We start from the raw sequence: 7,630 nt of genomic DNA on the forward strand, positions 1-7,630 counted from the left end.
GAAGCTGACCCACAGCGGTGCGCGGTAGCCGAACCCGGCGGCCAGCGCGATGCCGCCGGCCCAAGGGCCGGTCGCGGCACCCACGTTGAGCGCGGCCGTCGCGAACCCGCCGCCCAGGGTGGGTGCCCCGGCCGCCGCGTAGAGCACCTGGGAGACCAGGGTGCCCCCGACGGCGAAGGAGAGCGTGCCCTGGACGAGGACCAGTACGAGCGTGGCCACCGCGTTCCCGGCCGTGAGCGCGAAGACTGCCCAGCCCAGGAGCAGGGCCAACCCGCCGCCCGACAGGAGCTGTTGGGGCCGGTGGTCCGCCAGCCGCCCGCCGGCGGTGACACCGGCGAACGAGCCCACTCCGAACAGCGCCAGCACCGCCGGCACCGCGGCGGTGCCGAACCCGGTGACCCCGGTGACCAGTGGCGCGAGGTAGGTGAAGGTGCAGAAGGTCGCGCCGTTGACGAGGGCGGCCAGCAGCAGGGGCACCAGCAGCCGCGGGCTGCGCAGCGCCCGCAGCTCACGGCGCGCACGCGGGGCCGGGCCGTCGACACCGCTCGCGGGGGTAACGTCGCCGCCCGGCACCGACCGTGGAATCGCGAACACGGCCGGCAGCGACACCAGCGCCACCGCCCAGAACGCCGCGCGCCAGCCCCACTGTTGCCCCAGCACCGCGCCCGCCGGGACGCCCGCGATACAGGCTAGGGTGGTACCGCCCAGCAGGACGGAGGTGGCCCGGCCCTTGGCGTCCGGTGCCACCAGACCGGCCGCGGTCGCCAACGCCACCGCCAGGAACCCGGCGTTGGCCAGCGCCGCCACCACGCGGGTGGCGAGCAGCACCCCGAAGCTGGTGGTGACCGCGCCCAGAACGTGGACGAGCAGGAACACGATCAGGAAGGCCGGCAGCGCGCGCCGCCGCGACCAGCGCAGGCCCAACAGCGCCATCAGCGGCGCCCCGACGATCATCCCGACCGCGAACGCCGAGGTCAGCGAGCCCGCCACCGGGATCGACAGCTGCATGTCGCGCGCGATGTCCGGCATCAGCCCGGACAGCATGAACTCGGATGTGCCCTGCGCGAAAACCGCCAGCGCGAGCACGTACAGAACGAATGGCATCAATCGACTCCGCAACCACACCACGGGTCGGCACGGGCCGGTACGGCGCCTTCGACAGGGGCGCCGACGCGGGTCCGGAGGGACCGGCACAACCGGCACCACCGGCCCGGCCGACGGGGAAGCGGCAGCCCCGGCTACCGCATGACAAGACCTGCCGTGTGGGCGGCGATCCGGTGGTGGGGAAGGGAGAACCTCGGCGCGAGAGCGGGCGCAACGGGCCGGAGCGGCACGTCAGTCCGACGAGGCGCGGCGGTGCCGCCGCACTGCAACGGCAGTACAGGGGCCGCGCATCGGCAACGCGAGGGGCCACCGGACGGCGCCCGGTGGCTAGCGTCTTGAGGACTCGGGGCTGGACATGATCCGCAGGCTAACCGAGCCGGACATCAGCCGTCCACGCAATTCCGTTGCGCACCGGCCCCGGGCGCGGAAGGGCGCGGTTGTGCGGCACGCCCCGGCCAACAGACCGGGCGGCGGCGGGAATTCCTCCCGCCGCCGCCCGGATCAGGTCGCCGACCTCACCGGCCGCCGTTGCCGCCCAGCAGCCCGGCACGCCGGAGCGCGTCCGCCATCGCGTCGTTGACCGGCGCGGCGTCCCGGCCGCCGCGGCGCTCGCCGCCGCGCTGCCCGCCGCCCTGCCGCTGCCGCGGCGCACCGCCCCGACCGCCCTCGCGGGCCCCGCCGCTGCCGCCGCGGCGCTCACCGCCGGCACCGCCGCGCCGCTCGCCGCCGCCGGCCGCCGCGCCCTTGCCGGGCTCGTCGTCCAGCCGCAGGGTCAGCGAGATCCGCTTGCGCGGAATGTCGACGTCGAGCACCTTGACCCGGACGATGTCGCCCGGCTTGACCACGTCCCGCGGGTCCTTGACGAAGCTCTTCGACATCGCCGAGACATGGACCAGCCCGTCCTGGTGCACGCCCACGTCCACGAACGCCCCGAAGGCCGCGACGTTGGTCACCACGCCTTCCAGGAGCATCCCGGGTGCCAGGTCGCCGATCTTCTCCACGCCCTCCTTGAAGGTGGCCGTCCTGAAGACCGGACGCGGGTCCCGGCCCGGCTTCTCCAGCTCCTGGAGGATGTCGGTGACCGTCGGCAGTCCGAAGGAGTCGTCGACGAAGTCCGCCGCGCGCAGCGTGCGCAGCACGGCCGTGTTGCCGATCAGCCCGCCGACCTCGGTGCCCGCCGTGCGCACCATCCGGCGCACCACCGGATACGCCTCCGGGTGCACGCTGGAGGCGTCCAGCGGGTCGTCGCCGCCCCGGATCCGCAGGAAGCCCGCACACTGCTCGTACGCCTTCGGGCCGAGCCGCGCCACGTCCTTGAGGGCCTTGCGGGAGCGAAACGGGCCGTTGCCGTCCCGGTGGGCCACGATGTTCTCGGCCAGCCCGGAACTGATACCCGACACCCGTGAAAGCAGCGGCGCGGAGGCGGTGTTGACGTCCACCCCGACGCCGTTCACGCAGTCCTCGACGACCGCGTCCAGCGAGCGGGACAGCTTCACCTCGGAGAGGTCGTGCTGGTACTGGCCGACCCCGATCGACTTGGGGTCGATCTTGACCAGCTCGGCCAGCGGGTCCTGGAGGCGCCGGGCGATGGACACCGCGCCGCGCAGCGACACATCCAGCTCCGGCAGTTCCTGCGAGGCGAACGCGGAGGCCGAGTAGACCGAGGCACCCGCCTCGGACACCATCACCTTCGTCAGCTTCAACTCCGGCTGCGCGGCGATCAGATCGGCCGCCAGCCTGTCGGTCTCCCGGGAGGCGGTGCCGTTGCCGATCGCGATCAGCTCGACGCCGTGCTCCCGCGCCAGCCGCGCCAGCGTGGCCAGCGACTGGTCCCACTTCTGCTGCGGTACGTGCGGGTAAATGGTGTCCGTCGCCGCCACCTTGCCGGTCGCGTCGACCACCGCCACCTTCACGCCCGTACGGAAACCGGGGTCCAGGCCCATCGTGGCGCGGGTGCCGGCGGGCGCGGCGAGCAGCAGATCGCGCAGGTTCGACGCGAAGACCCGCACCGCCTCGTCCTCGGCGGCCTGCCGCAGCCGCAGCCGCAGATCGATCCCCAGGTGCACCTGGATCCGGGTGCGCCACGCCCAACGGACCGTGTCCTGAAGCCACTTGTCGGCCGCCCGGCCCCGGTCGACGATCCCGAAGCGGTGCGCCACCGCCTGCTCGTACGCGCTGGGGCCCTCGCCGGCCGCCGACGGGTCCTCCGGCTCCAGGACGAGATCGAGGATCTCCTCCTTCTCGCCGCGGAACATCGCCAGCACCCGGTGGGACGGCAGCTCGGTGAACGGCTCCGCGAAGTCGAAGTAGTCGGCGAACTTGGCGCCGGCCTCCTCCTTGCCCTCGCGCACCTTCGACGCGACCCGCCCGCGCGACCACATCCGCTCGCGCAGCTCACCGATCAGATCCGCGTCCTCGCCGAACCGCTCGGTCAGGATCGCCCGCGCGCCCTCCAGGGCCGCGGCGGGATCGGCGACGCCCCGGTCCGCGTCCACGAACGCCGCGGCAGCCGCCGCCGGCTCCACCGAAGGGTCGCCGAGCAGCCCCTCGGCCAGCGGCTCCAGACCCGCCTCCCGCGCGATCTGCGCCTTGGTGCGCCGCTTGGGCTTGAACGGCAGATAGATGTCCTCCAGGCGGGCCTTGGACTCGGCGCCGCGGATCTGCGCCTCCAGGGCGGCGTCCAACTTCCCCTGGGACCGCACGGACTCCAGGACCGCGCTGCGCCGCTCCTCCAGCTCCCGCAGATAGCGCAGCCGCTCCTCCAGGGAGCGCAGCTGCGCGTCGTCGAGCATCTCGGTGGCTTCCTTGCGGTAGCGCGCGATGAACGGGACGGTCGAGCCGCCGTCGAGCAGTTCGACCGCGGCCTTCACCTGCCGCTCCTTGACGCCGAGCTCCCCGGCGATCCTCGCTTCGATGGTCCCGAGGGCCCCGATGGGTTCGGTGGATGCCGTCACGTTGATCCTGCCCCGCCTTCCAGCGCTTGCCTGAGCCTGCATTGTGCCGGGTCGCGGCCCGCGCTGTCGCACCGCCCGGCCGGGCACGCCGGGGTGTGACATGTCGCACCACACCCCGGGCGCCCTGCGGAATGCCCTGATCCGTCAATCCTCGCCGAACAGCTCGGCGGGGAACGCCCCGGCCTCCACCACCTTCGTGGTGAACGCGGTGGCCAGTTCGGTCAGCCGGGCCACCCCCGCCGCGCCCAGGTGCGCGTACGGGGCCCGGTCCAGCCGGTCCGTCGTCCGCTCCAGGTCCTTGCGCAGCTGCATCCCGGCCTCGGTCAACTCGCCCTCGGGGCCCAGCAGTCCGCGCCGGCGCAGCCGCTCCTGCGCCGCCGCCCAGTCCTCCTCCGACCAGCCGCGGGTTGCCAGGTTGCCGCGCCGGCTCATCCCGCGCCCGGTCGCGGTGTGCGTGACCAGCGCCTCCACCGGGTCGAGTTCGGCGTCCAGCAGCGCGACCAGATGGCCGTCGCCGCGGTGCTCGCGCAGCAGTGTGGTGGCGTGCCAGTAGGCCAGGTGCGGGGCGTCGGGCACCGGCAGATCGGCGTGCGCGGCGTACAGCGGCCGGGCGTGGCGTGCGCCCGCCTCGGCGGCCCGCAGCGCCAGCTTCGCGGCCTCGGTCATCTCCGGGGAGGCCAGCGCCTCGTCGCCGAGCAGCCGGCGCAGCGTGGCGTCCACGGCGCGCAGCCGGGCGTCCAGTACGGCCTGCGGGGTGGTGACCTGCCAGACACCCGGGAGGCACTCGGCGATCAGCTCGTACCGGAAGCTGTAGAAGGTCGCGGCGACGGTCCCGGCGCCCACCGCGCCGAGCGGCGCGCTGCGCGAGGCGAAGTAGACGGCGCGGCCCTCGACACCCAACGCGGCCAGTTCCGCGGGCAGTTCGGGGGCGAAGTAGTGCGCCGAGTGGAACGGGTTGAGGGCGTTGTGGCAGTGCCGGCCGGCCCGTTCGGGCAGTGCGCCGGAAGCGGTTGCGCTCGAAGCAGAGGTCATGCGAGCAGGTTACCGACCCGTTGGTATGGCGGAGCGGCGGAGGGGGTGACTCCGGACCGGCCCGGCAGCCGGTGGCAGAAAAGGTGGGATACTCGTCATTGCCGCCATCGGCGCCGCTGTCCAGGATGGAGGCATGGAACAGCGCGAGGTGCTGGTCGTTCTCTTCGACGGGGTGCAGAGCCTCGACGTCAGCGGCCCGGTCGAGGTCTTCAGCGGCGCCTGCCACGGCGCCCCCGGCGCCTACCGCATCCGCACCGCGAGCCTGGACGGCGCCCCGGTCCGCACCACCAGCGGACTGACCCTCACCCCCGACCTCACGCTCGACGCCGCCACCCCGCCGCACACCCTCCTCGTCCCGGGCGGCCGGGGCACCCGCATCCCCGACCCGCAGCTGGTGGACTGGCTGCGGACGAACGCCCGGCGCGCCCGCCGCACGGTCTCCGTGTGCAGCGGCGCGTTTCTGCTGGCCGCCGCCGGGCTGCTGGACGGCCGCCGCGCCACCACCCACTGGAGCCTGTGCGACACCCTCGCCCGGCGCCACCCGGCCGTCCGCGTCGAACCCGAGCCGATCTACATCCGGGACGGCGAGGTGGCCACGTCGGCGGGCGTCACCGCCGGGATCGACCTCGCGCTGGCCCTGGTGGAGGAGGACCTGGGCCGCGACTTGGCGCTGGCCGTCGCCCGCCATCTGGTCGTCTTCCTGCGCCGGCCGGGCAACCAGACCCAGTTCAGCGCCCAGCTCGCCGCGCAGACCGCGCAGCGCCTGCCGCTGCGCGACGTCCAGCAGTGGATCAGCGAGAACCCGGCCGCGGACCTCTCCGTCGACGCCCTCGCCGAGCGCGCCGGGCTCTCCCCGCGGCACTTCGCCCGCGCCTTCCGCGACGAGGTCGGGATGACCCCCGGCCGCTACGTCGACCGGGTCCGCCTGGAAGCCGCCCGACGGCGCCTGGAGGACACCGCCGACGGCATCGAGCAGGTCTCCCGCCGCTGCGGCTACGGCACCTCCGAGGCGATGCGCCGCGCCTTCCTCCGCACTCTCGGCGCCTCCCCGGCCGAGTACCGCCGCCGCTTCCGGCCCGCCGCCCCACCCGCCTGACCAGCCCTTCCGCACCACCGACGCCCCTTCGCAGAACCCCTTCGCAGAACAGGAGCCGCCATGCAGATCGCCATCCTCCTCTACGACCGCTTCACCGCCCTCGACGCCATCGGCCCGTACGAGATCCTCGGTCGCCTCCCGGGCGCCGAGGTGGTCTTCGTCGCCGAGCGCACCGGCGTCCACCACACCGACAACGGCTCCCTCGGCCTGGTCGCGGACGCCACGCCGAGCGACGTCACCGCGCCGGACATCCTCGTCGTCCCCGGCGGCCCCGGGCAGACCGCGCTCATGGCGGACGGCCCGCTGCACGACTGGATCCGGGCCGTGGACGCCGGCACCACCTGGACCACCTCGGTGTGCACCGGCTCGCTGGTCCTGGCCGCCGCCGGCCTCCTCAAGGGCCGCCGGGCCACCTGCCACTGGCTCGCGCTGGACCAGCTGCCCGCCCTGGGGGCCGAACCGACCGGGGAGCGGGTGGTCTTCGACGGCAAGTACGTCACCGCCGCCGGCGTCTCCTCCGGTATCGACATGGGCCTCGCGCTGGCCGGCCGGATCGCCGGGGACCTCGTCGCGCAGACGATCCAGCTCGGCATCGAGTACGACCCGCAGCCGCCCTACGACGCGGGCGCCCCGGAGAAGGCCCCGGCCGAGGTCGTCGCGGTCCTGCGGGACAACAGCCGCTTCGTCCTGGCCGGGGAGCGGTGGCGGGACGGAGCCGTCGCGGAGAAGTGACGGCGCGACCGAGAGCCGCGGCCGGGCCCGGCTCAGCCGGCCGGCCAGGTGAACCGCGGCGCCCGGCGCTCCAGGAAGGCGGCGGCACCCTCCAGGATGTCGCCGCTCTCCCGTGCCTGCGCCGCCCAGTACGCCCCGCGCTCCTCGGCCTCGGCGGGCGGCACGTCCCATGTCCCGTCCACCAGCTCCTTCGCCGCGGTCTGCGTCAGCAGTGATCGGCTCCCCAGTACGGCCGTGAACTCCGCGACCCGCTTGTCCAGCCCGCCCTCGGCCAGCACCTCGTCCACCAGCCCCGTACGCAGCGCCCGCGCACAGTCGATCAACTCGCCGGAGAACAGCAGGTACTTGGCGGCCGACGGCCCCACCAGCCGGACCAGCCGCCGGGTCGCGGACGCCGGATAGGCCACCCCCAGCTTGGCCGGTGTCACCCCGAACAGCGCCCCCTCCTCCGCGAACCGCAGATCGCAGGCGGCGGCCAGCTGGGCGCCGCCGCCCACGCAGTAGCCGCGTATCGCCGCCAGCGTCGGCCTGGGGAACGCCGCCAGCGCCTCCTCGGCCGCCACCGCCAGCCCCTGCGACGCCCCCGAGGCGTCCCGCAGCGAGCCGATGTCCGCCCCCGCGCAGAACGTCCCGCCGTCCCCGGTCAGCACCAGCGACCGCACCGAGCGGTCCGCCGCGAGCCGGTCCAGCAGCGGCGGGGGGCCCCCCCCCC

5 protein-coding genes and 1 pseudogene are annotated in these 7,630 nt (G+C 74.5%); 2 read left to right on the forward strand and 4 right to left on the reverse strand.

Annotation, left to right across the window (positions count from 1 at the left end; translation table 11 throughout):
• The 3 genes from RZ84_RS37455 to RZ84_RS31850 form a co-directional block, all read right to left on the reverse strand.
• Positions 1–1,104, reverse strand: a 1,104-nt coding sequence (locus RZ84_RS37455; protein WP_078894819.1) for a Cmx/CmrA family chloramphenicol efflux MFS transporter, incomplete at its 3' end; no start/stop codon positions are given.
• 515 nt (positions 1,105–1,619) lie between these two features.
• The gene (locus RZ84_RS31845) at positions 1,620–4,058 is read right to left on the reverse strand and encodes a Tex family protein (RefSeq protein WP_052230305.1); all 2,439 of its coding nucleotides are present in this window, start codon (positions 4,056–4,058) and stop codon (positions 1,620–1,622) included.
• Positions 4,059–4,202: 144 nt separating this feature from the next.
• Positions 4,203–5,090: an SCO6745 family protein gene (locus RZ84_RS31850; protein ID WP_052230306.1), complete on the reverse strand. Its 888-nt coding sequence runs from the start codon at positions 5,088–5,090 to the stop codon at positions 4,203–4,205.
• Positions 5,091–5,223: 133 nt separating this feature from the next.
• On the opposite strand from RZ84_RS31850, the gene RZ84_RS31855 reads away from it, so the two are divergent.
• Complete coding sequence (locus RZ84_RS31855; RefSeq protein ID WP_043267866.1) at positions 5,224–6,186, forward strand: GlxA family transcriptional regulator; 963 nt, start codon at positions 5,224–5,226, stop codon at positions 6,184–6,186.
• Between the two features lie 60 nt (positions 6,187–6,246).
• The gene (locus RZ84_RS31860; protein ID WP_043267867.1) at positions 6,247–6,918 is read left to right on the forward strand and encodes a DJ-1/PfpI family protein; all 672 of its coding nucleotides are present in this window, start codon (positions 6,247–6,249) and stop codon (positions 6,916–6,918) included.
• Positions 6,919–6,950: 32 nt separating this feature from the next.
• On the opposite strand, the pseudogene RZ84_RS31865 reads toward RZ84_RS31860, so the two are convergent.
• Positions 6,951–7,630 (reverse strand): annotated as a pseudogene (locus RZ84_RS31865) (enoyl-CoA hydratase/isomerase family protein); the annotation flags it as partial.

It is taken from the genome of Streptomyces sp. CT34 (assembly GCF_000805335.1).
GTDB lineage: Bacteria > Actinomycetota > Actinomycetes > Streptomycetales > Streptomycetaceae > Streptomyces.